This window comes from Streptomyces sp. NPDC059009, from assembly GCF_042740175.1.
Classification (GTDB): Bacteria; Actinomycetota; Actinomycetes; order Streptomycetales; family Streptomycetaceae; genus Streptomyces.
Genome location: NZ_JBHYJB010000063.1, coordinates 27,155 through 50,846, shown reverse-complemented (window position 1 = coordinate 50,846; position 23,692 = coordinate 27,155). Strand labels below are relative to the sequence as shown.

Below are 23,692 nucleotides of genomic sequence, written 5' to 3'. Positions count from 1 at the left end.
ACGGCCTCTGTGGTGAGGAGGTCTGGACGCCCTGCGGGCCTCGAGCCTGCCTGGTGTTCTCCTTTCGCCGGCCCTCGGGTGGCGCACGGGGGCAAGCGCAGGAATTCCTCTCCGAATCGCCTCCCATTCGGCAACTGGTCGCCGAGCTCCCAACGCCACGCGGCGACCATCGCGATAACGAGCTGCCGACACTCGTCCAGCAGTGGACCGCGGCGAGCGGGACGATCAGGACCAGAGAGCGGACCCGATGCCGGAAACCCTACGAGTTACCCCTTCGAGTTGACCCTTCGGGCAATATCGATGAACCGCCGCATGGAAGGGCCGGCGCGGCCATGGGAGCGGCAGGGCACACCTCGATTGTGTCGCGGGGCCTGCACAAAACGGTGATACTCCATCAAATATTGCCGATGGCTTGACAAATCCTCAGGAACTGATGATTCCGGGAATTCAAAAGCGCCGACATCTTGATTGCTTGCTGCCGTCTCACTACGCTGGGCGGCCAATTCCTGGGCGGCAGTTCGGGACCATGAGTTTATGGGATAGGGGGAAGGTGGTGCGGGGGAAATTACCTGTTCGTATCGGGATTCCGACAGCTCTGACGGCGATGTTGGTCGCCGGCACCGCGGGCACAGCAGTGGCGGGAAACACTCAGGTGGTTCTCTACGACAGGTCAAATGACCTGGCCGCATCCATGCTGCATCTGGACCCGGATCCGGACAAAGTCTACATAAAGGACTCGAAGTCCGATGGCCATGGCGTCCGGGGAACTCTCCAGATTTTGGAGACCGGGACCTGGCGAAACCTGAAGTCCAAGTACAACGGCGACCCCGCACCCAGCTACGCCGTAATGTTCCGCGACATCATCGACGGCTATACCTATCGCATGAGGATCTGCACCGTCGACGGCGCGAGCGACACCACGCCTGTTCAGTGCGCCTACAAGAAATTCGAAGAATAGAGACTCGTAGAGACTCGCCGCTTGTGAATGCCGAGCCGTTGCCCTGCAGGTCGTTCCGATACGTTGGTTGAGCGGCTCGTAGCGGCTCCTAGCGGCCCTGCCGACCGTCAGGTCGGCAGGGCCGCTGAGGCAGGCCCCAGGTCTTCGCCCTCGATGTCCGGTGATGCGCAGGCCCCGCCACAACGTCGGGGCCTCACCTCCGACGGATCAGCTGCGGGACCCTCGGGCCACTGCTGCACCGATTCATCCCCCTACCCGATCGAGCGGCACTCTCCGCCGGTCCCCAATCAAACCGCCCGACGGGGCCGCACTACGACGCGAGGCTATCCGCGGCCGGAACCCGAGGACGAACCTGAACCCGAGAACGCGGCCCCTGACTCACCGGAGGCCGGTGCCATTGCTCTCAGGTGATCGTCAGAGGGCCCTGGGCGAGGGAGCAGCGGCACGCCCGTTTCGCGCGGCCGTCGGCCGGAGGCGAGCCGCCGCGGAAGCCCTCCACCCAGCAAGGGATGGGGCCCTACGCTGGGCCCCGTGCGCTACCTGGCAGAGTCCTTCGGTCTTGGGGCGTTGAGAAGGGGCTGTGGGGTCGAGCAGTTCCTGGGGCCTGCCGGTTCACCGGTGCGTCCTGGTGTCCGCTACGTCGAGATCAGGCCCGTCCGGCACTGCTACTCAGAGGCGGCGCCTGACCTGCGCGCCGCCCGGTCCGCAACCACAGCCGGACCACAGACCGGTATCCGCTGAAGAGGGACCGTGAACTTCAGCTGGCACGAGAGGAGAAAGCGCACGAACGCCAGATGCGACAAGAAGAGCAGAACCACGAGTTGGCCTTGCCCATCGCGCGGCTGGAAGTTGAGCGGAACCAGGCGCAGCGCCGCCAGCGGCACGACGAGCTCGTCGTGGAAGATCGCCGGCTCGTTCTGGGTGAGAGGGGGTGAGGCCGGTGTTGATGGTGTCGAGGAGGGGCTGGGTTGATGATCTCGGTGCCGGTTTCGATGGCTTCTTGGGCGGGCTCGGCAGATGTGGTTGTTGAGTGTGCCGACGTAGCCGCTGCCCGCGTCTCGTCCAGACACATGAGAGTGGTTGAGTGCCAACGGCCGTTGTGGCGTTGGGCGGCGTACGACGGCGCGTGAACTCCCTTGGCGGTCACGCGGACTGCTGTCACCGTAGTGCTGCCGCGGCCGCCTCGACGGTGGCCAACGGGCGAACAGATCGGCGCAGCCCTGCAACCGCGTGGTGACGGACTCCAGCCACTGAGGGGACGGGTTGAGGATCGCGCGGTGCCCCTCGCCCGGCTCACCAGGTGACGGGGATACGTTCGGGCATGATGGCCATGCGGTTGGGGACCCACGGCACCTGGTCGGCGGGTACCGCCAACCGGACCCCGGGCAGCATCTCCAGCAGCGTGTGGAAGGCGGTCTCGGACTGGCGGCGCACCAGGTGTGCCCCGGGGCAGTGGTGGCGTCCGTACCCGAAGCGCAGGTGGGGGTTGGGGGAGCGGGACGGGTCGAAGGAGTCGGGCTCGGTGAAGGCGTCGGGGTCGTAGTTGACCGCGTCGAGGGAGAGCAGTACCAGGTCACCCTGCTTGATCTCCGTGCCACCGAGAGTGGTGTCCTGGGTGACGAAGCGAGGGATGGCGTTGCCCAGCACGACGCCGACGCGCAGCAACTCCTCGACGCAACGTGCCATCCGCTCCGGGTGAGCGCGTACCTCCTCCACCACCTGGGGGCGCTGGAGGAGGTGGACGGCCGCAACGCCCAGGAAGCCGGCGAAGTCCTCGTACCCGGAGATGAAGAGAACGACCGCGACGTTGGACAACTGCCGGTCGGTGAGGCCGTGCCTGTGGTGGTCCGGGCCCGCACCGCTCTGCGAGGGGCGGCCCCGGTGCGCGTTGAGGTCGGCGAGACGGTCCAGCAGGCCGCGTGGCTGCCGCGGCCGGGCGGCGAGGTACTCCTCCACGTAGCAGCGGATCTCCTCCCAGTTGCGGGCGAGTTCCTCGTCGTCGTACGTCCTCATGGTGAGGTCGACGCCGGCGTGCGCGGCGAGCCACTGGTGGTCCTCGAAGGGCAGCCCCAGCAGCCGGCACATGCACTGGGCGGCGACCCACTCGGCGAAGTGCCGCTGCAGGTCGCCCGGCCCGCCTTCGGTGACCATGGCCTTCAACCCCTCGCGGGTGATCTGGGCCACCCAGTCGGGCGGGAGCTCCGGCTGGTCCCGGCCGAGTGCCTTCAGGACCTCGTCACGCAGCCCGGCGCGCTGCAAGTAGCCCATGGCGTCCAGCAGTTCGGGCGCCAGGATGGGGGCGTCCTGGGACGGGCTGCCCGACTCGGCCAGCAAGGAGCGGGCGAACGGCCGCTCGCGCAGCACACGCCGGGCGAGCTCGTACTGAGTGACCAGCCATGCCTCGCCGCCGGAGTTGGTGGAGACCTTGGCGACGGGGCAGCGGGCCTGCAGGTGACGCAGTTCGGGTGCGAGCCGGTCGCCGCGGTCGCTGAAGGGGTAGTGCGGCAGGACCCTGTCAGGTGTTGACGGTTCAGATGCGGACAACTCAAGTCCCTTCTCAAGACTCTCGCCCGGTGGACGGTGGATTCTCGTGCCGCCTGACTCCAGTCACCAGCGGACCGGCAGGCGCGCGGGGGCGCGCAGTGGCGTGGACTCGTCCCAGGGCAGGGTCTCGGGCGGTTCGGCGAGCTCGATGCCGGGCAGCTTCTCCAGCAATACCCGTATGACGATGTCGAGTTGAAGCCGGGTCAGATGGGCGCCGGTGCAGGCGTGCGGCCCGTGCCCGAAGGCTGTGTGGGCGTTGGGGGAGCGGGTGAGGTCGAGGCGATCAGGGTCGGTGAAGGTAGCCGGGTCGCGGTTGGCGGAGGCGATCACCGGCAGGACGGCGTCTCCGGCGCGGATCCGCTGCCCGTGCAGGGTGAAGTCCTCCTCGGCGACGAGGATGTTGATGGCGTTCATCAGTGGGACATGGCGCAGCAGCTCCTCCACGGCCGCTTCGGTCCGCTCGGGTGCGTCCCGCAGGGCCCGCAACTGCTCAGGGTGGGTGAGCAGGGTCAGCAGGGCGTTGGCGGTGTGCTGGATATTGGTCTTGTAGCCGGCCATGAGCATGGTGACGACAAAGCTGACCACGTCCTCACGGGTGAGACCGCTGCCGGGGCTCCGGCTCTCGGCGAGCAGCAGCCGGATGTAGTCGCCCCTGTCGCCTTCCTCCGCCGGTTCCTCCTTCTCTTTGCGGCCGATGAGCTCGGTCGCGTAGCTCTGGAGCGCGTACAGCGCGGCGAGCACCTCCTCCATGGGCAGTCCGGCGGCGCTGAGGAGGGTGAGGGTGTGGGGAACGTAGATGTCGCGGTCCTCGTAGGGGAGTCCCACCGTCGCGCACAGCACCCGCAGTGGCAGCGGATCAACGTAGGCGGGGATGAGGTCGGCGGTGCTGTCCTGGGCTCCGGCGGCCATGGTGTCGATCAGTTCCTCCGCCATGGCCCGGATACGCGGGGCCATGAACCCCAGCCGCTTACGGCCGAAGAGCGGCAGCACCGCGCGTCGGACCCGCTCATGGTGCGCGCCTCTCATCTCCAGAAAGGTGGGCAGGCACGGCGGCGGGGCGTCGGCTCCTTGGCGCGGCGGCCAGGCGGACAGCAGCGGCCGGATCAGCCGGGGGTCGGCCAGCGCGGCGCGCGTGTCGGCGTAGCGGCTGAGCAGCCAGCCCGTCTCGCCGTTGTCCAACTGGGCCTTGACGACAGGGTGTTCGGTCCGTAGGGCGGCGTAGGCGCAGGGCGGTCCGGCGGTGCCGGGATCGGGCACCGGGACCGGGATGACCGGCTCGGAGGCGTTCATCACCGGCTCACCCCGTCCGTCCCGACCCCGTCGGCCGACGCCGGTCGTGCGATGTAGCCGGAGGTGAAGAAGAACTCCAGGTAGCGGTCGAGCAGCTCCGCGTCCACCGGCGGGCAGTCCAACCCACTCCCCTCAAGGGCCTGTTCGGCGTTGTCCCGGCCCAGCTCGGGGAATGTGCCCGCCACGTACATCTCCTTGACGGAGATGTCGGTCTTGTTGCCGCGGTCCACACACAGCGACACGAACGGCGCGGTAGGACTGGTCGGGTGCGCGCTGACGTGCCGCACGAGCTCGCCCACCCACTCGCCGTACGGGAGGATCCGCAGCTCGAGGCCCGCGGCCCGCATCCGGTCCAGTACGTCGGACAGCGTGGCCGGGTGGGGGTTGGTGACGTGGTAGACCTGCGCCTTCGCGTCTTCATGGGTGGCGATGTGCACCACGGCCGCGGCCAGGTGATCGACGGGCACGAAGTCCATCGGCAGCGCCATCTCAGGTGCCACACCCGTCTCGGCGATCGTCTTGAACAGCGAGCAGATGGCTGTCTCGGTGTTGCAGATGCCGTGCTCCCGGTCGCCAGTGACCTCGTAGGGCCGGTGGATCGAGATCGGCAGGCCCTGCTCGGCGGCCCGATGCAGCAGCCTTTCGGCCACCCACTTGCTCTCCGCATAGCCCATCGTCAGCCGGTCCGCGTGCGCCAGCGGCAGATCCTCGGCCACCTTTCGCACCCCGGCCGTACCGAACCCGGCGACCACGGCGACGGTGGATATGAAGTGCAGGGGGACGCGTCGGGGCGCCGCGATACGGACGACCTCACGGGTACCGTCCACATTCGCGCGCCGCAGGGACTGGTAGGGGTAGAGGAAGTTGACGTGGGCGCCGTTGTGCAGCACCAGGTCCAGGCAGGCGGCCAGCTCGGCGGCTTGCTCCGCGGGCAGACCGAGACCGGGCTGCGTCAGATCGCCGGGGAAGCACTCCACGCGCTGCCACGCCGCGGGCTCCGGGTGCAGGCCGTAGCGGCTCAGCGCGGCCCGCACTCGCTGCTTGGCATGGGCGCGGCCGGTGGCCCGAACGGGGCAGTGGATCCTCGCGGAGGTGGTGCGCAGCAGCCGGTCCAGCAAGAACGCGCCGACGAAGCCGGAGGCTCCGGTCAGCAGCACCTGTGATGGGTCCTGCGGGCAGGGCGGCGGCCCCTGGACGGCCGGGAGGTCAAAGCCGAGTTCGCTCTCGCGCTCCCAGTCGACGACCGTCCCGGAGGACGCCGCACCTGCGGTCTTGCTGCGCAGTTCGCGTACGGCAGTGGCGAAGCCCTCAAAGGTGGGCGTCGCCAGCAGCGCCCGGATCAGGGAGGAGCCCAGCGAGGGATCGAGGCCGACCACCGCGACGGTTCGGGTGACGGCCTCAGCGGCCAGCAGAGAGTCCCCGCCGAGCAGGAAGAAGTCGTCGTCGGGCAGGGGACGTACGCGCAGCACCTGATGCCAGATCTCGGCGAGGGCGGTGCGGAGCCCTGCCACGGGGGAGGCGACGGCGGGGACCCCGTCCTGGGCGGTCCGGGCCGCGGCGGCGCTGCGCGCGCCCGCCGGCAGACGCCCTCGGTCCACCTTGCCGCCGCTGGTGACGGGGAAGCTGTCCATGACGGTCAGCGCCGGGACGGCCTGGGCGGGCAGCCACTGGGCGCAGTATGCGCGCAGTCCGTCCAGCTGGAGTTCCTGACCGGCCTCGGCAGGCGTGACATACGCGGTCAGCGTTCCGGAGTCGGCCTCCACGACCGCCTCGCCGACTTCGGGGTGCGTCCGCAACCGGGCCTCGACCTCGTCGAGTTCGATGCGTACGCCGCGCAGCTTGACCTGGCGGTCCAGTCGGCCATGGAATTCCAGCAGCCCGTCGGCGCCGCACACCACCCGGTCGCCGGTGCGGTACAGCAGACCGTGTGGCTCGACGGCGGGCAGGCGGACGAACCGCTCAGAGGTCAGCTCCCGGTCCCCCAGATATCCCAGGGCCAGGCCGTCCCCGCCGACATACAGCTCACCCCTCTCGCCCGGGTTCGCCGGGGAGTTGTCGGGACGCAGGACATGGCAGGTGGAGGCGCCGTAGGGGCGGCCGATGGGCACCGCGGTGGCGTCGGCGGGCAGGTCGCGTACCGCATAGGCGGTGGAGACGACTGAATTCTCCGTCGGGCCATAGAAGTTGACCACCGTGGTGGTGGGGCAGGCGGCCAGGACGGCCCGGGCCAGGTCCGGGTCCATGGCCTCGCCGCCCGCGGAGACGAAGCGCAGCCCGCTCAGCGCCTGCGGTGTGGTCCGGGCCAGTAAATGGAAGACGCTGGTGGTGAGATAAGCGACGGTGACCTGCTGAATACGCAGAAGCTCCGCCAGAGCAGTGGGCGACAGGAGTTCCTCGCGATCGGCCAGGATCAGGCAGGCGCCGGTGAGCAGGGCGCCCCAGATCTCGATGGTGGAGGCGTCGGAGGACAGGCCGTAGGCGTGCAGGATCCGGTCGTCGGGGCCGGGCGGGGGAAACTGCCGGTCCGACATCACCAGACGGACCACGCCCCGATGCGGAATGGCCACGGGCTTGGGGCGGCCGGAGGACCCGGAGGTGAACACCACGTAGGCGCAGTCCATGGGGGAGGGGCCGGGGCGAGCGGAACCGGTCACTGCGGAACGTGCGTTCGCGCCCTCGGACATCGCCGCGTCCACGGTCGGCGCGCTGGCGTGCGCGGCCCCGTCCCGCCCGTCAGGCGCGGCGCCGGTGACGGCCGCCAACTCGATCCTCACACCCAGCCCGCGCACGCGCCCTGCGCTGCCCGGCAGGACGACGGCGGCTCGCAGTTCGGTGTCCTCGGCCATGGCCCGTAATCGATCCGGCGGCAGGTCCTCGTCCAGTGGCACGTACGCACAGCCCGCCTTGATGATGCCCACCAGGGCGACCAGAGCTTCCAGGGAGCGGCTGCCGCACACGCCGACCAACGATCCGGGGGCAACGCCCTGGGCACGCAGGCGCTCGGCGAGCCGGCCGGCCAGGTCGTCGAGCTGCCCGTAGGTCAGGGTGCGGCCGTGGTGGCGGGCCGCGGGTGCCTGCGGCTGAGTTGTGGCCCGGGCCTCGAAGAGATCCGCCAGGCCGTGATCACGGGGGTAGTCACGGAGGGGTGTGCTGGGGGGAGCCGGTCGTACGGAATCGTCGATGTCTGTCACTAATTCCTGCTTGGGTGGGGTGTGGGCCGTGGCGTGGCGCAGGGTGGCCCGTGCTGTGTCACGCCTGGTGTACGGGAGGGACATGGCGTCAGCCGACGCTGTCCGGCGTGGCGAAGCCGGCCGCGAAGGCCGCGAAATTCGCCGTGCGCCAGCGCTGCGGGCGCATCTTGAAGACGATGTCCTCCGCCAACTGGTGGGCAGTCGCCTTCAGATAGGCGCGCGCCTGCTCAGCGGGCAGATAGCGGTGGGCGAGGGCTGCGTGCTCGGCCGGGTCCAGGGGGTCGATGATCTCGGTGATGGGGCCCTCCACGCTGACGTAGCGGTAGGGCGGGTTCTCGTCCTGGACGCAGAGGCTGAACCTGCCTGCGGGGCGCAGGAGTTGCGCCTTGATCGTGTCCCGGCCGGTCTGTACCACGACCTCGCCACCGGGCTCATAGCGGTACCAGACCGGCACCACCAGAGGCGCCCGGGTGCCCCGGGTGTCGGTGACGCCGAGGACTCCGACGTGCAGGTCGGCCAGGAAGCGCTCACGTTCGTCGGCCTGCATGGCAGGAACCATGGTGTGCTCTCTTTCTGGAACTCTCGCAGAGCTCCCCAAGGCAGGACCATTAGTAAAAAGCCAGCAAATCAAGGTAGTTGAGCGACTTATCACTAACAGTACTGCTATAGCTGGTCGTTCGGCAGCCGAGAGTGATCGCCCGATGATCTTCTGTCAACGAACGGTCCGCCGGCGTGGCCCAAAAGAGGCTGATTCGCAGGGTGCTCTTGCTGGCGTCGCGACGGGCGCTGCGAAGCCGCGGTCAGCGCTCCGGGTTTGCTGTTGCGCGGCGGACTGCTGTGAAACCTGTTGCGGCATTCGCTTGGGGCGTCACGGAGTGACGATGGCCGAGAGGGCGCCACGGAGCATGGGCGAGCAAGGCCGCCCTGACCGCGAGTGAGGTGGCCATGGGGACGTCGACGCCAACCGTGGACAGGAACGGCTTGAGCAGCGAGCAGAGTTCATCGGACACGGCGCACGAACTCGGCGGCTGACGTGCAGAGATCTGGGCTCTGGCGCAGATCTCGGGGGTAGTGGCGGAGCGTCACGGCGGTGTGCGAGTGCGAGAGCTCGCCCCGGTGTTGGAACGCGTACGTCTTCCCGTCCTGGGACTGGGAATGATGTTCCATCAGCTCTGTCCACAGCCCTCAGCAGGCGTCGGGGATTGTGCTTGCCATGCAGGCCGACACTGCGTTCTGCGTCTCGCTCGTGTTCGACGGCATTCGACGACGTGGACGTCGAATGAGACGGACGGCTGGCCCGCGCCGTACGTTCGCCGAGTCGTTCGAGCAATGGACCGTCTCATAGGCACGCTTCGCCACGTGCCTCAGCCGCGTCCGGGAACGCGTCGGACTCGCGCTCGCCGGACGGGCCGGCACCCACGCCGAGGGCGCCCGACTCGGCGCGCCCACCGCGTTCCGGGTCGCCGACCGGTTCCACCTCTGGCAAGTCATCGGCCGGGCTGTGGAAACCTGCGTCGCTGCCCACCGCGACTTTCTGAAGACACCAATATCCGCTACAGCAAAGGGCGTTGATCCATCAACGGGCGGATCGGAACATGTCGGTTCGAACTTTGGCGGTCGGCGGGCCCAGCGCGAACAACCGGTGGTAGCCGTACCGGTCGCCGAGGCGCGCGGCCGTGATGAGCAAGCAGGGTCAGGTCAGGGTGTACCCGGCCAGGATCAGCTGCACGGCACCTGAGCCGGCACCCAGGTCGGCCCGGATCGCCGGGGCGGCGATCTGCGCGAAGGTGACGTTGAGCAACTGCACGAATGTCGCGCTCACCACGACCGGCAGTACGAGCCGCCCGCCGCCACCGGCCGTGCGCCGCCCCCCCCCGCTCAGGGACGGGGAACCCCCTTCATGCGCTGATGCCGACTCACGAGGCGAGGACAGCGGCGAGTTCGCCCGGCCGGGCGGCGAACGGGCTGTGGCTGCCGGGCAGGCTACGCACGGTGAACGGGTTACCGGGGAAGGCCCGGTCGGCTTCCGCGATCATCAAGTCCTGCGCAGCCGGTGCCAGCGCCCGGTCCTCGGCGCAGCGCAGGAAAGTTCGTGGGATTCGTCCCCAGCGTGCCGCGGTCAGGGTGACCGGAGCCGTCGGGATCGCCAGGGGCAGATCAGGGCTCAGCGCGGACCGCCACCGGTCAAAGCGGTCCAAGGGGGTGTCGTGGTAGTGGGTTTCCCGCAGTTCGTCGAGGTAGACGGGATCCGGCGAGAGCGGATTGATCCGTACGGCGCCCAGGGCCTCGGGGTCGCCGAGGTTCAGGTTCTGGCCCAGCGCGGTGGCGTTCTCGGGCGAGCCCAGATAGTCGAAGAACCGCGGCCGCCCGCCCGGGACGAACGCGGACAGGTAGACGATCCGGTCCACCAGCTCGGGCGCCAACTCCGCGGCCAGGGACGCGGGACCGCCGCCCGCGCTGTGCGCGACGAGCACGACAGTGCGATGGTGACGCACCTGGTGCAGCACGCTCAGTACTGCCTCGGCGCAGTCGTCCATCGTCAGGGCGGCGAGCTGTGACTTCTCGGTCAACAGGCCCGGCTGGCCGGGCAGCAGGTATCCGGTGGGCAGGGGTGCGTCGAAGCCGTGCCCCGGCATGTCGACGGCCACGCTTGCGGCGCCCAGTCCGGCCAGCGCGCGCTGCGTCGCCGCCCACTGTCCGGAGCTGTGCCAGGCGCCGTGCACGAAGACGAAGACAGTGTCGGTCAGGGATACGTTCTTCATGACTCCATTCCAGACAGGAGCCACAGCGTCATCCATCCATAGATCTGGTAAGTGGCATGGCGATACTTCTGAGGTATTGCCAGCAGTTGATGGGACCGATGGGACCGATGGGATGGAGGGCGGGTCATGGAAGCGCGACACCTGCGGTACGCGGTTGCTCTCGCCGAGCACGAACACTTCGGCCGGGCGGCCGGTGAATTGGGCATCGCGCAGCCGCCCCTGTCCAAGCAGATCGCCGACCTGGAGCGCGAGGTCGGGGCCCGGCTGTTCGACCGCACACGTCAGGGGGTGTTCCCGACCGCCGCCGGCGAGGCGTTCCTCGTGCGGGCGCGCCGGGCGCTCGACGAAATCGCGGCAGCCACGGTCGACGCGGGCCGGGCCGCGCGCGGCGAGACGGGACGTCTGCGCCTCGGCTTCATCGCCTCGGCACTGCTCGACCCGCTGCCGGGCGTCCTGAGCCGGTTCGGCCGCGAACGGCCCGACGTGAGACTGGAACTGCACGAGATGGCGACCAGCCGCAGCAGCTCGGCTCTCGTCGCCGGGGAGCTGGACGTGGCCCTCACCCTCGGCCCGCCACGGGGTGCCGGAGCCGAGCATCTCGTGTCCGTCCCGGTCGGACGCGACCACGTGATCGCTGTGGTCAGTACGGTGCACCCGTACGCGGGTCAACCGTCGGTAAGTGCCGATCAGTTGCGGCGACAGCAGCTGATCGTGTCGGCGGGCGAGGACGAGCCTGCTGTCGTCGCCGGACTGCGCACCCTGTTGGGCACGGACTCATCGGCTCTCGGCGGCGCGACCGTCGCGAGGGACGTGCACACGATCATCGGCCTCGCCGCCTCGGGCGTGGGCGTCGGCCTGGGGCCGTCCCGCATGAGGGCGGTCCCGCGTCCGGAAGTGCGGTTCTGCGAAGTGACCCCGCGCACGCCCCTGCCCGATCTCGTCCTGTCCTTCGCGGCCCACGATCACTCCCCGGTGCTGCGCGCCTTCCTCGACACCATCCGGAAGAATTGCCCCGACGTCGGTGCCGCGCTCAACGACCGGCTCCGGCCCCACACTTGATGCGGGCCGGTCTTCCCTTTGCCTGCGTGTGTCCGGCCTTCCGGCACGGGTCGGCTTCGGCGTGAGGCACACGGCTACGGCGTACGCGAGCGAGGCTCAGAACGTTGCGTCGGCCCGCATGCCCGGCACCGTCACCACTCGCCGCAGTCACCGAAGCGGCTGAGCTCAGACCTGGAGGGCATCCAGGCGTCGGGGCTTGCGCCGGGGGTGTCCGCGAAGTCCCCGGATCTGCGTGCGGGACCGCGTCGAGCAGAGTCAGAAGCTGGGTGGCATCGTGCCGGTTGCCGCCGGGACGGGCCCGGTGGACGGGTGAGGGGCCGACAGGCCCCCTTGAGCGCCCGGACATGCGTGCCGTCCACGGCGTAGTCGTCGAGATCCGGACAGCGCAACTCATTCTGAGACGATCAGTTGGACGCCGACGTCGACACGGGAGGCCCAACGTGGTTGCGACAACCGGCTGTTGAGCGGCCCGGCAACTCGTAAGCTACGCCGGGTGACCGACAACTTCCCGGTCCCTCCCGGTGCTGCGGACCCACCGCCGGACCCACCGCCGGACCCACCGGACGCCCCGCCCCCGGGCCGGCTGGTGCGCGCCGCGACACGCATGCGGCAGCTCCTGTCGGACAACACAGGGCTCCTCGCGGTGACGTTCCTGACCAACCTGGTCGTGATCTTCGGTACCGGCGCCGTCTGGTACGCACGGGGTGGCGACACCTCCCTGGTCGGCGGGGTCGTCGGGGCGCTCCTGCTCTTGAGTAGCAGCATGTTGTCGCTCATCAGGGGCCGTGGCCAGGCCGACGCGGAGAAGCCGCTGTGGCCGCCACTGATGCTGCTGGTCGTGCCGGTCGCGGTGCTCGCCGTCGGGCTGCCTGCCCTGGGCTGGTCGATCTACCGGGACACGCGCCCCGTGGACCTCACCCACGAGTTCGAGCTCACCCCCTCGGGCCCCTTCGAGCAGGGCATGACGGTGATCGCGAAGGCCCACACCGGCCACCCCAAGTCCCGCCTCTTCATCACGTTCGCGGCATCCGAGTACGACCCGGAATCTCCCGTCTGCGCCCCCTCCAGCAGGCTCCACGTGGCGCTCCGTTCGGGCCCGCAGCGCGGCGGCCCGCAGACGGGGCGGCCCGGCGAGGAGTTCACCTTCGAACTGGGCCGGAACCACCAGGACATCCGCCTCGCCGTCCGGATGACGGCGGAACCCAACTGCGCGCTCGACCTCTCGGTCGCTTCGGCGCGGGTGGACGACTGACACGACTGACACAACTGCCGGAACTGCCGGAACTGACGTGACTGACGGAGACGACAACCATGGCGCAGACACTCACGACTCGGGCCGGGCTCGCGCTGGCGGCGGCCGTGGCGCTCGTCGCGGCGTCGGCCTGCGGAGGCGGCAAGGACGACGACAAGTCGGTCCTCCCCGAGGGCGAGACCGGGACTGTCCACATCGCCACCGCGTTCGACCAGCCCGGCTTCAACCTGTTCAACAGCCACCACTACCGCGGCTTCGACATGGACATCGCCTTCTACCTGGGCGAGGAGCTGGGCTTCACCCCGAAGTTCCAGGACGTGACGCACGCCCAGCGCGAGCGTGAACTCCAGGAGGGCTCCGCCGGGATGGTCATCTCCACGTACTCGATCACGCCGGAGCGCGAGAAGAAGATCGACTTCGTCGGCCCGTACCTGATGACCTCGCAGGGCTTCCTGGTGCGCAAGGACTACGACGCCATCAAGAAGGAGAAGGACATCGACGGCAAGACCCTGTGCGCCGTCGAGGGCACCACGCCTTCCCGCGTCAAGATGCCGAGCCGCACCGTCATGAACGAGGCCCCCGACTACTCGACCTGCGTCCGCAAGCTCCAACAGGGCGGCGTCGACGCGGTGTTCAGCGACGAGGCGCTCCTCTACGGGTACGTGGAGCAGAAGAAGAACACCAAGGTTCCCCTGAAGGTGGTTCCGAACGTCAACATGGGCCTCCTCAACCGCTACGGCATCGGAATCCCGAAGGGCCACCCGGACGACTGCAGGCGGATCCTCAAGGCCCTGCGGAAGTACCTCGTCGAGGAGTGGTCGAGCGACATCAAGGCGCAGCTTCCCGCGCTCGTCGCCACGTACCCCGGGAACTGGGAGAACCGCTTCAAGCCGGATCCGGAGGACCTGAACACGTACTCGTCCTGCCGGGCCTGACCGCCATTCTCCGCTTCGCTCGAACAGGGAAGACCCGGTCGCCGCCGCCGCGACGCGAGCACGCCGCCCAGGCCGATCGCGGCGAGCCAGGTCGGCAGGGCGTCGCCCGCGTCCTGCGCGAAGTACCCGTGGGGGAGCGGCACGCCGCCGTCATCCCGGCCGCAAGTCCCCGCATCCGAGCGGACGGAGCCAGAGCGCGCGACGGCGAGCACGACGAAGATCAGCACCACGGCGGCACGGCCGCTGGGGCGGTCCGCGGGCGGTGGGTCAACGTCGGTATGGCGCCGGGGGAGTACCGAGACTTCGTGCTGGCCGGTCGCCAGGCGGGTACCTCGACCGGCGGCGGCGCCGGGCCTGTTGCGCCGTCCGACCCCTGAGGCCGACCGATCGAACGGGGGTGTGCCTGACCAAGTCGTGTCGTTCGAGGGGAACGTGCGCCGCCTGATCGTCCTGTGGTCTTGGTGCACTCCTGATCAGTGGTGAATGCGCCCGGACCCCACGCGATCTTCCTGTTCCGGTAGTGCACGAGAGTGCTCTTGATCGTGCAGAACGTCCCCCCATACCGTCTTCGTAGCCCCACCGGCTCATGCGGAGATGGAAGGCGGTAACGGCGCACATTCTCGATCAACGCCTGCGCGTCGGTGATTTCACATTCAAATGTCACCGTGATCGTGAAGTGTTGCGGTGCCGGTTCCTGGCCCAATTTAGCCGCCTCTCGTGATGGCCCAAAATGAGGGTCTGAGGGCGGCCTTCCACAGTTACTTTGGCGCCGTATCAGCGGCTGCGAGGCCGAGGAGGGCGAGGAAGTGGGGGGTCCCTTGCGCTCGTATTGCACGGTGAGGCGGCGGCAGCCGAACAGCCACGAGAGCGACCGCTCGATCTTCCAGCGGTGCCTCCCGAGCCGCTCGCTGGAGTCGATCCCGCGGCGGACGATGCGCGGGACGATGTTGCGCTCCCGCAGCCAGGCGAGGTGTTCGGCGGAGCAGTTCGCCGTGTCGGCGCGGAGCTTGGCGAGGTGGCGCCCGCGGGGCCCGCGCCACGAGCACACGGCGGGAACTCCGAGCGCCCAGAGCGGGAGCGCCTGGATGTCATGGGTGTTCGCCGCGGAGACGACGAGGGCCTGCGGGATGCCTCGGACCTGGAAGAGCACATGCATCTTGCTGCCCTTGTTGCCGCGACCGGTCGGGTTTCGCCCGGTCAGCGAGCCCTCCTTTTCGCGCGTACCGAGACCGCATGTGCCGTGGCAGGGGAGATCCCGAACGTCTCCGGCAGATGCCGCCAGGAGCACCCGCTGGTGAGGACTGCACCACGGCCGTGAACACCGCTCGCTCATCAACCGGAGCGGGCCCACCGCCCTGCGGACGGGCAGAGAAGGCAGGCAGCAACGGAGCGACCATCTCCCGCAGTTCATCGGGTACCAACCGTTGCGTCAGATCAACACTCACGGCCCGACACCATGCCGCACAGAGCACCACCACGCGAGACCCATTCATACGAAAGACCCTGCTCACGGCTGGGGTCCTGACCGGCACAGTCATCAGCGTCTACCCATCATCCGCCCAGCCCCTGTTCGGGCTCGCGAAGGGAACACTCATTGTTAGCCGTGGAGATATTACGGAAGCTGGGGCTTCCAGAGCAGGACGACTACAGCCTCAGTTGTTCACCGCATTCCTTCCCAGATGGTGCCGACTTCCGGATTGAAGTGCCGGTTGTCAACAGTTTCAGCACCTTCCGAGCACTGGTGAAGCGGGCTCGGCACAGGGGCATGACCGTGAACCGAGTGACTGAGACGGTCGGTCTCTTCCGGCACACTCGAGAAGAACTGACCGACTATCTCAGGCTGGCCGCGGACGAAGGCATCACCACGGTTTTCTCGGTGGGCCCGCGCGCCACGTACGACACGAGCCCCACCCGATTGACTCAGCACGGCAGTTTCCTCGGGTACCGGCTGCGCGGGGCCGACCAGATCCGGCGCGCGCTCGACGACGTGCTGCGGGGCCTCGAATTGGGCTGCCGGTCGTTCGTCGTGTACGACGAGGGATTGCTGAAGACGCTCGGGCAGGCCAGGAAGGGGGGCCTGTTGCCGGCGGACACCACGTTCAAGGCGTCCGCGCACCTCGGCTACGCCAATCCGATCAGCATCTCGATGCTGGAGGAACTCGGAGCCGACAGCATCAACCCGGTCAGGGACCTGCCGCTGCCCGCCATCGCGGCTGTCCGGCAGCACATTGCCGTGCCGCTCGACGTGCATACCGACAACCCGCCGTCATCCGGCGGGTTCATCAGGACGTACGAGGCGCCCGACATCGTGCGCGTCGCTCGGCCGGTATTTCTGAAGACGGGAAATTCAATGGTCGGTGCGCACGGCCAGTTCACCGGAGCCGAGGACGGGGAGAGGATGGCAGATCAGGCATCCATCACGCTGGAGACGGTACAGCGGTTCGCATCCGAATTCGCGCAGAGTCCTGCGGGGTCATCAGCACTGGGGCTCGCGGTTTCCCCCCGAGCTGTGGGCGAGGAGCCGGCCGGGAGCATGCGATGACGCATCCGGCGCTGGTGGCCACCCTGCTCGATGGTCCGGTCATGCGCAGTGGCAGTGGCTCCTGGCTCGTCGACATCGAGGGAAACCGCTATCTGGACTGTGTCGCGGGGCCTGGTGTGCATCTGCTGGGTCACGGTCATCCGGCGGTGATCTCGGCAATCGAGCGGCAAGCGGGGGAACTCATTCATTCGAGTTTCCAACTCAATGAACCGGTAATTGAGTTGGCGGAGGAACTCACCAAACTGGCCGGTGGCTCGTTTCGGCGGGTCTTTTTCTCCAACAGCGGCTCCGAAGCGATCGAGACCGCGGTCAAGCTGGCCAAGAAGTTCCAGGCTGTTCGCGGCAGGTTCGGTCATTCCATCGCCGCGCTGGAGGACGGTTATCACGGGCGGTCCGGTATCGCGCTCGCGCTCACCGGGATGAATATTTACAAGACCGGGCTGCCCGGTTTCAGTCTTTATCCGGGCATCGTGCACCTGCCGGTGCCCCGAACCGGCGAGGTGGACCTCGACGAGCTGGGACGCCAACTGGACGCGCGGTCCCAGGACGACCTGCTCGCCGTCGTCGCCGAACCGGTGCTGGGGGTCGGCGGGGTGATCGTGCCGCCGGATGGCTTCCTCCACGCACTGCGCGAACTGTGCGATGCACGGGGTGCGCTGCTGATCTTCGACGAGATCTTCACCGGACTCGGCAGGACAGGAACGACGTTCGCCTTCGAGCGCTCCGGGGTGCGGCCGGACATCCTGGTGGTCGGCAAGCCGCTCGGCGCCGGCCTACCGGTCGGCGCCGTCCTGACCCCGGACGACATCGGCTCATGCTGGGCGCCCGTCGACCACTCGACCACCTTCGGCGGGAACGGCGCCCTGGTGGGCGCGGTGGGCAAGGCGGTGCTCGGTGAATTGGCCGCGGGCGGCCTGGCGGACGCATCGGAACGAGCGGGCAACCAGCTGATGGACGCGCTGCGTTCCGCGGCGCCGGCTGACGTCGAGGTGCGCGGGCAAGGACTGCTCATCGGCCTGGAGTGGCGGTCGCCCGATCAGGCCATGGCGTTCCGGCGCCAGATGATGGCGCGCGGCGTCCTCGTGGGCATCGGCGGCCAGCGACGCTCGGTCGTGCGTCTCACCCCGCCGCTCAACATCACCTCCGAAGACCTCAAGCTCCTGGAGAGCACCACGCTCGCCGTGTTCGACGAGGTGGTGCGCCGGTGAGCGCGGATGTGCTCGACAGGTCGGCCGCGGCGGCAGCGGCACGGTTGACGGGAGACGAGAAGCGCGCCGCCCTGCACGCGGTGGCGGAGGCGATGGCGGAGCGGTTCGGCGAGATCGCCGCGACGAACAAGGAAGAGTTCGCACGGGCGGAGCGTGCGGGCTCGGTCACGGGCAAGGCGCTGCGGCGGATGCTGGTGGAACGCCCCCGATTCGACCGGATCATCGACGGTGTCCGGTGGCTCGCCGAGTGCCCGGATCCGGTGGGAGAGATCTCTGAACTCCGCCCGCAGCCGAACGGCCTCCTGGTCGGCCGGATGCGCGTTCCGCTCGGAGTCGTCGCCGCCGTGTACGAGAGCCGTCCCGAGGTGACCCTTGAGGCCTCGGCGATGGCGCTGAAGAGCGGCAACGCCATCGTTCTCCGGGGTGGCAGGGAGTCGACGCGGACGAACCAGCTACTGGTGCGGATCATCCAGGACTGCCTGAAGGACGTCGGTGTCCCACCAGGCATCACCCGGTACGTCGACGATCCGTCACGGGAGGCGCTGTGGGAGCTGCTCAGCGGCGACAACCCGATCGACCTGGTCGTGGCCAGGGGCAGCGACGCCTTCATCGCCGAGGTGCGGCGGCGCTCTCCCTGGCCGGTCCTCGCGTCCGGCGGCGGCAACTGCCACATCTACGTCGACGAGTCGGCGGACCTCGACTCGGCGACCCGGATCGTGCTCAATGCGAAACTCTCCGCGCCGACCATGTGCAACGCGGTGGAGACCGTGCTGGTGCACGCCGCTCACGCGCCGGGCTACGTCAGCAAACTGGTCGCCGAACTGAGCCGGGCCGAGGTCGCCGTGCATGGCTGCCTCCAGGTATGCGCGGCAGCCCCCGAGGCCACCCGGGCCGACGACGAGGACTGGAGTACGGAGTACCTCGGTCCGACCGTGGCCATGCGCGTGGTACCGGACCTGGCGACCGCCGTCGACCACATCAACACGTACGGCACCGGGCACTCGGAGGCGATCGTCACGGCCGACCTGGCGAACGCCCGCGAGTTCCAGTACACGGTGGACGCGGCCGCCGTCTTCGTCAACGCATCGACCCGGTTCACCTACGGCTACGAGTTCGGTCTCGGCCCGATGCTCGGCATCTCCACGCAGAAGCTGCACGCGCGGGGGCCGATCGGCGTCACCGACCTCACGTCGAGGAAGTTCGTCGTGACGGGTGCCGGTCAGTTGCGGACGGCGCCATGAGCGGGCCGGCCGGTGACGGGCTGATCGCCACGATCCGCGAGCGCCGCCCGCTCGTACACATGATCACCAACCTGGTGTCGATGGCTGCCTGTGCGCAGACCGTGAAGTCGCTGGGCGCCGCGACCATCTTCGCGCACGTGGCTGAGGAGGCGGCGGAGATCGCCGAGACGGCGGACGCGGTCGTGCTCAACGTCGGGACCTCTGTGCCGGGGATGGACCGGACCGTGCTGCAGGTGGCCGAGGCATGTGCGGCACGGTCGATCCCCGTCGTCCTTGATCCGCTGGGCTCCGGGGCCAGCCGGTTCCGCTCGAACCTCGCCAGGGCGCTGCTCGACACCGGAGCCGTCCGCATAGTGTCCGGCAATGTCGCCGAGCTGGCGGACCTGTGCGGTGTCCCGTCCGTGATACGTGGCGCCGACGCCGTCAGCACCACAGCACCAGCCGATGAGATATGCCAGAAACTGGCGGAGTCCGCTCAGGTCGCCGCCGCTGTCTCCGGCCGCACCGACTACGTCGGCGACGGACGGCAGCTGGCCGCGATCGCCAACGGACATCCGGTCATGGGGCAGGTGGTCGGCACCGGCAGTGCACGGTCCGCGGTGCTCGGCGCCTTCGCGGCCGTCGCGGGTGAGGACATGTTCACCGCGACGGTCACCGGGGTCTGCGCCTACGGCATCGCCGGTGAGCTGGCGGCGGCCACCGGCCGAGGACCCGGCTACTTCCTGCCCGAGCTCTGCAATCAGCTGTCCGTCATCGATGACGAGACGGTCGCGACCCGGTCGCAGGTCACCACGTCCGCCCCCAGGGAGGCATCGTGAAGTGGGTGGAGTGGCTGCCCGAGCTCACCAGGATCGGTGACGACGGCCTGCGGGACAGGACCGTTGACGTGCTGACCGAGGCCGCGCGACGCGGTGGCTGGGCCGACCCGAGCATCATGTCGTACGTCGAGGAGACCGCGTCCGGAGCGCCACCGGTCGTCCGCACGGAGGTGAAGCTGGTCGACCACCTCCAGCTGGTGGCGGCTGCCGCGGCCGACATGGCGGAGCAGTGCAACCGGGTCGTGGGCTCCCGCACCATGGTGGACCACGTTCTGGCCGGCGGACTGCTGCACGACGTCGGCCTGTTCGAGCTCTTCGGACCGAAAAGCCCGACCGAACCGGCGGTGCCCGTATTGCGTCAACCGCTGCTGCTGCGCCACCCGTACACAGGCGCGCGGCTGGCCGAGGAGATGGGTCTGCCGACCGAGGTGGTGCACATCATCGCGACCCACTCCGTCGAGGGGGAGCACACCAAGCGCAGCAAGGAGTCGGCGCTGGTGCACTGGGCGGACTGGGCGACCTACGACGTGATGCGGGAGGCACTGTTCCCGAACGTGCCGCAAGAGCGAGCCTTTTACTACTCCCCGGGGGGCGCATCATGAGGGTGCTCATCGTCTACGACTACGGCGGCCCGCCGCTGTCGTACTCTCTGCCCGTGCTGCGTGCGCGGGCCCGCATCTCGGTCTACGTGCCGCGCCCCGAACGCCTCGACCCGGTGGAGCATGCCCTGCTCACCGCCGGAGCGGAACGCGTTCTCCTGGACGACGACACATGGGACCGGCGGGACGAGCAGGAGACCGAACGACGCGTCGTCGCTGCAGCGCAGGACTGGCATGCCGACGCTCTCGTGTGCTTCAGCGAGCTCTACGCCACGCAGACGGCCGGCGCGGCAGAAAAGCTGGGGCTGCGCGGTCCCGGCACGGCCGGTGCCGAACGGGCCAGGGACAAACTCCTGATGCGGGATGCCCTCACGGCAGGGGGGCTGACGAATGTGCGCTACCGTCCGCTGCGGTCGGAGGAGGACATCGTCGCCCTGATGTCCGAAGTGGGCGGTCCCGTGCTGATCAAGCCACGGCGCGGTATGTCCGCGGCCGGCATCCAGCGGGTCGACCGAGCCGACCAGGCGCAGCAGGTGTTCGCCTCGGCACGGGAGTCGCTGGCCGGTTTCGACGTTCCGGCCGACGCCGAAGCGGCCTTCCTGGTGGAGGAACTGCTCCACGGCGATCCGGACCTGTGGTACCCGGTACCGGGCTTCAGCGACCAGGTCTGTGTCGAAGGCATGGTGGTAGCCGGCGAATACGTACCGGTCGCCATCACCGACGTGACCCCGAAAGTGCCTCCACTCACACAGAGCGGTCACATCTCACCGACGTCCATGGACGTGGACGCCCGCCGCCGGGTGATCGACACAGCCGAACGGGCCGTCGCCGCACTGGGACTTGACACATGCGGCACGCATGCCGAGCTCAAGCTCATGCCCGACGGCAGCTGTGCCGTGGTGGAGATCGCGGCTCGCTACGCGGGCCGCACGATCATCCCGGAGACGGACTTCGCCTACGGCTGCGACCTGGTCGGCGCCCTCGCGGACGCGTTGCTGCACGGCACGTGCACCACTGGGCGCTTCGATCCCGACGCGGAGCCGTCGCGGGCCGCGGCCACCGTCCATCTCTATGGCAGCGAGTGTCTGGGAACCCATCAGACCCCCGTCCGGTTCGGTGGCTTCGCCGCACACCCGGCCGAGCTTCTGAACCCGACGGTGCGGATCGCGGGCTACGCCGAGCGGGAGCGTGGCTGGATCGTCGAGGATCGGGTGCACGAGCAGCCGTACTGGCTCGCGCAACTCCATCTGCAGAGCACCTCCCTCGTCGAGCTGCGGGACTCGGTGACGCGAGTGCGCCGGGAGCTGCAACTAGTGCCGGAGGACGAGTGAAGGGTCAGGGTTCCGCGCTGCTCGCACTGTCGACCACCGTGCTGATCTGGGCCTCGACCTTCATCGTGAGCGACCGCGTGCTGGCCGAGACCGGACCGGCCCAGCTCACGTTCCTACGGTTCGCCATCGGAGCCCTGGTGCTCCTCCCGTTCGGCATCGTCGGTGGGCTGCGGGTGCGTGACCTGTTCCGGTCCGCGTACGTGGTGTGCGGGCTCACCGGCGTCGCCCTGTACTACGGCCTGCAGAACCTGGGACTGCTGTTCACCTCACCCGACAGTGCCGCACTCCTGCAGGCGGCACTGCCGGTGCTCACCGCGATGCTGGGCCTGCTGTGGCTGGGCGAGCGGCTCCGTGCCGGCCGGGCAGTGGGACTGGCGCTGGCGGTGCTCGGCGTGCTGCTGGTGGTCCGGCACGGCGGGCCCCAATTCGACCTGCTCGGCCATGCGATCGTGCTCGGCGGCGTCGCCGCATATGCGTATTACACCGCCTACGTACGGCGCTTCTGCACCCATCTCAAGCCGGTCGTACTGGCCTCGGCGTCCAGCTTGTGGGGCCTGGTGTTCCTGACACCGTGGCTGGGGTGGGAGATCGGTGAGAAGGGGTTCCGGCCGCCGTCCACCGACGGCTGGCTCGCGATCACCTACCTCGGTGTAGTGGCGTCCGGCCTCACCCTGCTGCTGTGGACCTTCGCCCTGCGCAAGGTGCCGGCATCCGTGGCAGGCACGTTCACCGGCGGCATCCCAGCCGTCGGCTATCTGTTCGCGGTGCTGACCGGAGCACCGCTGATCTGGTCCCAACTCACGGGAGGAGCACTGGCGTTGGTGGGTGTGATCCTGAGTGCGACGGGTCGGCCGGAACCCGTGCCCAGCCGACCGGAACGTGCAGTGAGCCGACAGGAGCGTGAACGAGTCGATGCCTAGTATCGCGACTCCTGACGGCAACCACGCCGAAGTGCTGTGGCGAAACGGCGAACTCGTGCCATGGCAGGAGGCCACCACGCACGTCCGCTCGGTGGGGCACGCATCGGTGTCCGCCGTGTTCGAAGGAGTACGGGCGTACTGGGCACCGCGTGACCAGCAGCTCTTCGTGTTCCGCCTCACCGAGCACCTCGACCGGCTGGTGGAATCGGCCCGGCTCGCCCGCCTGCACATGAACTGGACCACGCCCGAGCTGGCCGAAGCCGTGCTCACGGTGCTGCGGGCCAACAGCTACCGAGCAGACACCTACATCCGGCCGTGGACCTTCGTCGCCGGAGTGGTCTCCGAGCTGATCACGTCGGCCGACGCCCCGACCGAAACGGTCATCGACACCTGGCCGTCGCCCCCCGCACCGACCGAGGTCACCGGGGCCCGGGTAGCAACCAGCTCCTGGCGACGGATCAGCGACCAGCAGATGAGCCCGAGGATCAAGGCTTTCGCGAACTACCACCAAGCCAGAATCGCAGCGGCCGAAGCTCGCCAGGCCGGCTACGACCTGCCGCTGTTCCTCAACGAGCGAGGACACGTGTCGGAGGGCAGCGGAGCCTGCATCGCACTGATGCGCAGAGGCTGCATGGTCACACCCCCACTGAGCGCCGGGGTCCTGGACAGCATCACCAGGGACACGATGCTGACTCTGGCCGCCGAGCACCTGGGTATGCGCACCGTCGAACGCGACATCGACCGGGCTGAACTGGCGGTGGCGGACGAGGCGTTCTTCCTCGGCACCGGCTGGGAACTGCTCCCGATCACGGAAGTCGACGGCCTGCTCGTCGGGAGCGGCAAGCCGGGACCGGTCGGCACCGAACTCGCCCAGGCATATCGCCGCGTCGTACGAGGTGAGATGGCCGACTACTCCTACTGGCTCACACCGGTGAGGTGATCTCACCGAGCTCAGGGCGACCTGAGCCGTGCGCGGTCCGACCCAGGACGGGCGTGGGTTCCCTGGTGGGGAACGGTCCGCCGTCCGCCGAAGTCATCTCCG

Annotated in this window: 19 protein-coding genes and 1 pseudogene; 12 read left to right on the top strand and 8 right to left on the bottom strand. The window is 68.8% G+C overall.

What is annotated here, in order from left to right:
* Positions 1–412: 412 nt before the first annotated feature.
* Positions 413–958 carry a hypothetical protein gene (locus ACFWYM_RS41510; RefSeq protein WP_384849799.1) on the top strand — a complete coding sequence of 182 codons (546 nt, stop codon included), beginning with the start codon at positions 413–415 and terminating at the stop codon, positions 956–958.
* 1,293 nt (positions 959–2,251) lie between these two features.
* Here ACFWYM_RS41510 and ACFWYM_RS41505 read toward each other — a convergent pair.
* From ACFWYM_RS41505 to ACFWYM_RS41480, 6 genes are all read right to left on the bottom strand, one after another.
* The gene (locus tag ACFWYM_RS41505) at positions 2,252–3,502 is read right to left on the bottom strand and encodes a cytochrome P450 (RefSeq protein ID WP_384849796.1); all 1,251 of its coding nucleotides are present in this window, start codon (positions 3,500–3,502) and stop codon (positions 2,252–2,254) included.
* 63 nt (positions 3,503–3,565) lie between these two features.
* Positions 3,566–4,792, bottom strand: coding sequence for a cytochrome P450 (locus ACFWYM_RS41500; RefSeq protein ID WP_384849793.1), 1,227 nt, complete (start codon positions 4,790–4,792; stop codon positions 3,566–3,568).
* Entirely contained in the window at positions 4,792–7,983 is a 3,192-nt protein-coding gene (locus ACFWYM_RS41495) for an amino acid adenylation domain-containing protein (protein ID WP_384849790.1), read from the bottom strand. Before ACFWYM_RS41495 ends, ACFWYM_RS41500 begins: the two co-directional genes overlap by 1 nt.
* Before the next feature lie 88 nt (positions 7,984–8,071).
* Positions 8,072–8,530: a pyridoxamine 5'-phosphate oxidase family protein gene (locus tag ACFWYM_RS41490; RefSeq protein WP_384849787.1), complete on the bottom strand. Its 459-nt coding sequence runs from the start codon at positions 8,528–8,530 to the stop codon at positions 8,072–8,074.
* A gap of 1,146 nt (positions 8,531–9,676) precedes the next feature.
* A complete protein-coding gene (locus tag ACFWYM_RS41485; protein ID WP_384849785.1) occupies positions 9,677–9,808 on the bottom strand; it encodes a hypothetical protein in 132 nt (43 codons plus the stop codon).
* 91 nt (positions 9,809–9,899) lie between these two features.
* Positions 9,900–10,745: an alpha/beta fold hydrolase gene (locus tag ACFWYM_RS41480; RefSeq protein WP_384849782.1), complete on the bottom strand. Its 846-nt coding sequence runs from the start codon at positions 10,743–10,745 to the stop codon at positions 9,900–9,902.
* 126 nt (positions 10,746–10,871) lie between these two features.
* Between ACFWYM_RS41480 and ACFWYM_RS41475 the strand changes: the two genes are divergently transcribed.
* Entirely contained in the window at positions 10,872–11,804 is a 933-nt protein-coding gene (locus ACFWYM_RS41475; protein WP_384849779.1) for a LysR family transcriptional regulator, read from the top strand.
* A gap of 177 nt (positions 11,805–11,981) precedes the next feature.
* Here ACFWYM_RS41475 and ACFWYM_RS41470 read toward each other — a convergent pair.
* Positions 11,982–12,181, bottom strand: a pseudogene (locus tag ACFWYM_RS41470) (IS5/IS1182 family transposase); the annotation flags it as partial.
* Between the two features lie 116 nt (positions 12,182–12,297).
* Between ACFWYM_RS41470 and ACFWYM_RS41465 the strand changes: the two are divergent.
* Both ACFWYM_RS41465 and ACFWYM_RS41460 read left to right on the top strand, forming a co-directional pair.
* Positions 12,298–13,056, top strand: coding sequence for a hypothetical protein (locus tag ACFWYM_RS41465; protein WP_384849776.1), 759 nt, complete (start codon positions 12,298–12,300; stop codon positions 13,054–13,056).
* 59 nt (positions 13,057–13,115) lie between these two features.
* The gene (locus ACFWYM_RS41460; protein ID WP_384849774.1) at positions 13,116–13,991 is read left to right on the top strand and encodes a transporter substrate-binding domain-containing protein; all 876 of its coding nucleotides are present in this window, start codon (positions 13,116–13,118) and stop codon (positions 13,989–13,991) included.
* 220 nt (positions 13,992–14,211) lie between these two features.
* On the opposite strand, the gene ACFWYM_RS41455 is transcribed toward ACFWYM_RS41460, so the two are convergent.
* Entirely contained in the window at positions 14,212–15,324 is a 1,113-nt protein-coding gene (locus ACFWYM_RS41455) for a transposase (protein WP_384849771.1), read from the bottom strand.
* A gap of 447 nt (positions 15,325–15,771) precedes the next feature.
* On the opposite strand from ACFWYM_RS41455, the gene ACFWYM_RS41450 reads away from it, so the two are divergent.
* Genes ACFWYM_RS41450 through ilvE form a run of 8 tightly spaced genes read left to right on the top strand, consistent with a single transcriptional unit; the run spans position 15,772 to position 23,590 of the window.
* Positions 15,772–16,533, top strand: a complete 762-nt coding sequence (locus ACFWYM_RS41450; RefSeq protein WP_384849768.1) for a peptidase — start codon at positions 15,772–15,774, stop codon at positions 16,531–16,533.
* Positions 16,530–17,741 carry an aspartate aminotransferase family protein gene (locus tag ACFWYM_RS41445; protein ID WP_384849765.1) on the top strand — a complete coding sequence of 404 codons (1,212 nt, stop codon included), beginning with the start codon at positions 16,530–16,532 and terminating at the stop codon, positions 17,739–17,741. Before ACFWYM_RS41450 ends, ACFWYM_RS41445 begins: the two co-directional genes overlap by 4 nt.
* Positions 17,738–18,982, top strand: a complete 1,245-nt coding sequence (locus tag ACFWYM_RS41440) for a glutamate-5-semialdehyde dehydrogenase (RefSeq protein WP_384849762.1) — start codon at positions 17,738–17,740, stop codon at positions 18,980–18,982. The genes ACFWYM_RS41445 and ACFWYM_RS41440 overlap by 4 nt, the downstream gene beginning before the upstream one ends.
* Entirely contained in the window at positions 18,979–19,800 is an 822-nt protein-coding gene (gene thiM, locus ACFWYM_RS41435; RefSeq protein ID WP_384849759.1) for a hydroxyethylthiazole kinase, read from the top strand. The genes ACFWYM_RS41440 and thiM overlap by 4 nt, the downstream gene beginning before the upstream one ends.
* Complete coding sequence (locus ACFWYM_RS41430; RefSeq protein ID WP_384849756.1) at positions 19,797–20,402, top strand: HD domain-containing protein; 606 nt, start codon at positions 19,797–19,799, stop codon at positions 20,400–20,402. Before thiM ends, ACFWYM_RS41430 begins: the two co-directional genes overlap by 4 nt.
* On the top strand, positions 20,399–21,730 hold the full coding sequence (locus tag ACFWYM_RS41425; RefSeq protein WP_384849753.1) for an acetyl-CoA carboxylase biotin carboxylase subunit family protein: 1,332 nt from the start codon (positions 20,399–20,401) through the stop codon (positions 21,728–21,730). Before ACFWYM_RS41430 ends, ACFWYM_RS41425 begins: the two co-directional genes overlap by 4 nt.
* Positions 21,727–22,650, top strand: a complete 924-nt coding sequence (locus ACFWYM_RS41420; protein WP_384849750.1) for a DMT family transporter — start codon at positions 21,727–21,729, stop codon at positions 22,648–22,650. Before ACFWYM_RS41425 ends, ACFWYM_RS41420 begins: the two co-directional genes overlap by 4 nt.
* The gene (gene ilvE, locus ACFWYM_RS41415) at positions 22,643–23,590 is read left to right on the top strand and encodes a branched-chain-amino-acid transaminase (RefSeq protein ID WP_384849748.1); all 948 of its coding nucleotides are present in this window, start codon (positions 22,643–22,645) and stop codon (positions 23,588–23,590) included. The genes ACFWYM_RS41420 and ilvE overlap by 8 nt, the downstream gene beginning before the upstream one ends.
* The last annotated feature ends 102 nt before the right edge of the window (positions 23,591–23,692 follow it).

What these genes read in the sequence shown, in the direction of transcription:
- ACFWYM_RS41490 (WP_384849787.1), bottom strand. Translation starts at nt 8,530, where the DNA reads ATGCAGGCCGACGAACGTGAGCGCTTCCTGGCCGACCTGCACGTCGGA.
- thiM (WP_384849759.1), top strand. Translation starts at nt 18,979, where the DNA reads ATGAGCGGGCCGGCCGGTGACGGGCTGATCGCCACGATCCGCGAGCGC.
- ACFWYM_RS41455 (WP_384849771.1), bottom strand. Translation starts at nt 15,324, where the DNA reads ATGAGCGAGCGGTGTTCACGGCCGTGGTGCAGTCCTCACCAGCGGGTG.
- ilvE (WP_384849748.1), top strand. Translation starts at nt 22,643, where the DNA reads ATGCCTAGTATCGCGACTCCTGACGGCAACCACGCCGAAGTGCTGTGG.
- ACFWYM_RS41445 (WP_384849765.1), top strand. Translation starts at nt 16,530, where the DNA reads ATGACGCATCCGGCGCTGGTGGCCACCCTGCTCGATGGTCCGGTCATG.
- ACFWYM_RS41425 (WP_384849753.1), top strand. Translation starts at nt 20,399, where the DNA reads ATGAGGGTGCTCATCGTCTACGACTACGGCGGCCCGCCGCTGTCGTAC.
- ACFWYM_RS41460 (WP_384849774.1), top strand. Translation starts at nt 13,116, where the DNA reads ATGGCGCAGACACTCACGACTCGGGCCGGGCTCGCGCTGGCGGCGGCC.
- ACFWYM_RS41480 (WP_384849782.1), bottom strand. Translation starts at nt 10,745, where the DNA reads ATGAAGAACGTATCCCTGACCGACACTGTCTTCGTCTTCGTGCACGGC.
- ACFWYM_RS41475 (WP_384849779.1), top strand. Translation starts at nt 10,872, where the DNA reads ATGGAAGCGCGACACCTGCGGTACGCGGTTGCTCTCGCCGAGCACGAA.
- ACFWYM_RS41500 (WP_384849793.1), bottom strand. Translation starts at nt 4,792, where the DNA reads ATGAACGCCTCCGAGCCGGTCATCCCGGTCCCGGTGCCCGATCCCGGC.